This is a genomic window from Leptospira soteropolitanensis (assembly GCF_026151655.1).
In the GTDB taxonomy this organism is placed as follows: domain Bacteria; phylum Spirochaetota; class Leptospiria; order Leptospirales; family Leptospiraceae; genus Leptospira_A; species Leptospira_A soteropolitanensis.
This window is the reverse complement of the sequence record NZ_JAMQPN010000033.1, coordinates 1-3,190: the sequence shown is the minus strand read 5'-3', so window position 1 is coordinate 3,190 and position 3,190 is coordinate 1. Positions and strand designations below refer to the sequence as shown.

Here is a 3,190-nt window from a genome sequence, read left to right as displayed (position 1 = left end):
ACTTAACGACGTTCCTCGACCCTGAGTCCCTGGAGGGGACGTTAGGGACTGGAACGAGGCTTGCGGAGGCAAGAGGAGTTCCAGAGAGGAATGTGTCGCAGACCGAGCGAGGGCGCAAGTCCCGAAGCGAAGCGTTAAGTTGCTGTTATACGCAGTTGACAAGTTTTTTTTTAATTACCTACTTTTTAATTGCAAGTTATTGTATTCGGGTAATGGCCATGACTTAGGAGAATATTTTCCGGATAAATTGCAAAGAAAAGTGGCTGCATCATAAGCTTTCTTACCCGCAAAATAAATTGTACTTGGAGATTTATCAAGTGCAGATAGCCATGAACCTATATATTCTTTATGTTGAAGATCGCGTTGAAATCCAAATGCTGCTCCTAATAGTGTAGAACATAATTCAGCGACTAGTTCTTCGAAAGCATAATTAGAATCTCCCCATTTTTTAATTGTAATATCTCTGCCTAATCTAATTGGTGATCCTGTCCAATGTCCCAATTCGTGTAAATAAGTAGCCCAATAATCTTCTTCACTTTTAAAAGAACTTATTGGAGGCATAACTATTGTATCTTTTATATTTCCGTTCCAAGAATAGTACGCTTCTTGCTGGATTTTATCTTCAATGCATATATGCGGAATGCTCTTAATGAATAGAGTTAAAGGCTTTGATTGTTTAAGTGGTATAGGGCCAATTAAATTTTGAAAGTCTTGGATATTAGCATTAGTTTGGTCAATATTAAATAATGGTTTTGCCTGAAATTCTACATTAGTTTTTTTTTCATTTATTGTAAAATCAGAAATTATCTCAAATTCCTCATTTTCAGTTTTAGTTATTGGTGAAATAATTCGTGCGCTTGCACTTTCTCCTTTTTTTACTTTATAACCTAAATCTTTCCATTGATTAAATGTAGCCCATATTGAATTTCGAAAACCATTTGTTTCAGATGACAAACTTAAAAGTCTAGAATTCCATAGACTATATTTATTATGAGTAACTGCATTAGTAGGAAATCCGAACTCTAACCAAGATTTAGTCCATTTTTTTAAAGTACCTGTGTTCAATTCGATTAAGATTTCATCAGTTAACATTTCAATTATTTCGCTTACGTTTATTTTTTGTTTCATATTCCTCTATTAATAATAATATTTTGGCAATTGCGTATAACGAACTAGACTAACCGACGTAGGCTGGCCCTGAGTCCCGAACGGGACGTTAGGGACTGGAACGACACTTGCGCAGGCAAGGGGAGTGCCAGAAGCCTATGTGTCGCAGACCGAGCGAGGGCGAAGTCCCGAAGCGAAGCGGTTAGTCGCTGTTATACGACGTGTGGCTTAGACACTAGCTAAGGTTTTCTTTCCCTTCTTGATAACAATTTCTCCACCTAAAGTGTGGATTAATTTGGAAAGAACAAGTAGGGTAGGGTTGTCTTGTTTCCCACTTCTAATTTCTTGAATAACAGTGCTGGAAACATTTGCTTTTTTAGAAAGTTCTCTGACAGAAACTTTTTGAGATTCCATTAATTCAATTAAAGTTTCAGAAAGATTGAGAGCATCATATTCCTTATCAAATTTAGCTTTGAAGGATTTATCATTCATCAAACGATCAAATGTAGATTTAGTAGTAGATGCCTTTTTTACTTCTTGTTTCATAATCTTCCCTTCTTTTGATAGCTCTAATTTTTTCATTTTTTGGCAATTTATCAGTTTTTTTGACAAAAGCATTAGTTATTATAATTTTCTTTCCTTTAACAAAAAAGCAAAGGAACCTGTGTGGAATAGGTTTGAAAGCGAATAGAGAATCACCTTCAAAATTGAATTTAGTTTTGTCTTTGATTTCTCCAAAATCAGCAAATCTTTTGAACAAAACCAAAGTTTTAATTTTTAAATCATCAGGTAGTTCATTGAAATATTCTAGAACATCGGATTTTTCTTTTTCGTCAAAATACCATTCAATAGTGAATTTTTCGCCTTTATAAGCTGTAAATTCTTTCACTTTTTAGGTGTAACGGAATAACGTTACAAATTCAATACTTTTTTTATTTTCTTGAACCCAAATTATTAGTTTTCAATGACTTTTGCCACATGTCGTATAACGAACTAGGCTTACTGAAGTTGTCCGACCCTGAGTCCCGAACGGGACGTTAGGGACTGGCACGTAGCTTGCGTATGCGAGCGAGTGACAGGAGGACAATTTGGCGAAGCCCAAGCGAGGGCTCGTCCCGAAGCGAAGCAGTAAGCCGCTGTTATGCGTAGTTTGATGGTTGGGACACAAGTTTAGCTTTTGCAAGGTCTTTATAAATTACATTTCTATAATTTGTAAAAATGACCTATTACTATGTATTAGGATTTCAGGAAAGACTATTGATTAAAGTGCTACAAGAAAACTATATTAAATTATTGTCCGAATAATCTATTAATAAACTGTTTTTACTATTCGAATTTAATTTAATTATTTCCCTCTGGCAATATCTGCCTGCATTTCTATCCAACGCCAGAACTGACCTTCGTGATACTCATCCATTTCATCAATGATTTCCTTTCTCATTTTTAGGGCTTGAGCAAGATTATTGTAGAAATAAACATTCGATTTTTTTAAGTCAGGGTGCAAATTATTTAGATTCAATGGTTCACAAAAATCTTTATGATTTTGCGTAACAAATATTAAATCATTAGCAATTTCAGTTTCTTTTTCTAGGAATTGAATTGCGCCAAAATATAATAGTGCATCTGCCATATTATTTTTACTGTTATGAAAGGGAGCTTTTTTCAATAAAGCCCTATCTGTCATTTCTAGTTTTAGTTTTGAATCAATTTTATAGACAGTCGAACCAAGCAATAGCTTTTCAACTTGATCAAAATATTGATTTGCTAAATTTTCTTGTTCTTGCTCAATCTTTGAATATTTTTCAACAATTTTATATAATTCGAGCCTTTCTGATGTTTGTAAAAGTTCTCCCATTTTTAACGCTGATTTTGCATGAGAGCGAATAGATGTTAGAATTTCTTCAATGATTCTCGTTTTATTGTTATTCCATTCTTCTCTAATTATTTCACAGGTCAGTAGAATAGTTATTCCTTCGTCTATCTGATTTTTAAGCTCATTAAAAATCTCTCCAAACTTGGGTTTAGCTAAATCTAGCCATGTGCAAGTATCTAATAATATTTTTGCCATATACAGGGTCTCATC

General features: G+C 34.2%; 4 protein-coding genes. All 4 read right to left on the bottom strand.

Annotation, left to right across the window (positions count from 1 at the left end; genetic code table 11):
- Positions 1–174: 174 nt before the first annotated feature.
- The gene (locus ND811_RS18995; RefSeq protein WP_265353552.1) at positions 175–1,128 is read right to left on the bottom strand and encodes an ArdC family protein; all 954 of its coding nucleotides are present in this window, start codon (positions 1,126–1,128) and stop codon (positions 175–177) included.
- Between the two features lie 207 nt (positions 1,129–1,335).
- Entirely contained in the window at positions 1,336–1,653 is a 318-nt protein-coding gene (locus ND811_RS18990) for a helix-turn-helix domain-containing protein (RefSeq protein WP_265353553.1), read from the bottom strand.
- On the bottom strand, positions 1,619–1,996 hold the full coding sequence (locus tag ND811_RS18985) for a type II toxin-antitoxin system RelE/ParE family toxin (protein ID WP_265353554.1): 378 nt from the start codon (positions 1,994–1,996) through the stop codon (positions 1,619–1,621). The genes ND811_RS18990 and ND811_RS18985 overlap by 35 nt, the downstream gene beginning before the upstream one ends.
- Positions 1,997–2,452: 456 nt before the next feature.
- On the bottom strand, positions 2,453–3,190 hold a 738-nt coding region (locus ND811_RS18980), incomplete at its 5' end, for a PIN domain-containing protein (RefSeq protein WP_265365553.1).

What these genes read in the sequence shown, in the direction of transcription:
- ND811_RS18995 (WP_265353552.1), bottom strand. Translation starts at nt 1,128, where the DNA reads ATGAAACAAAAAATAAACGTAAGCGAAATAATTGAAATGTTAACTGAT.
- ND811_RS18990 (WP_265353553.1), bottom strand. Translation starts at nt 1,653, where the DNA reads ATGAAACAAGAAGTAAAAAAGGCATCTACTACTAAATCTACATTTGAT.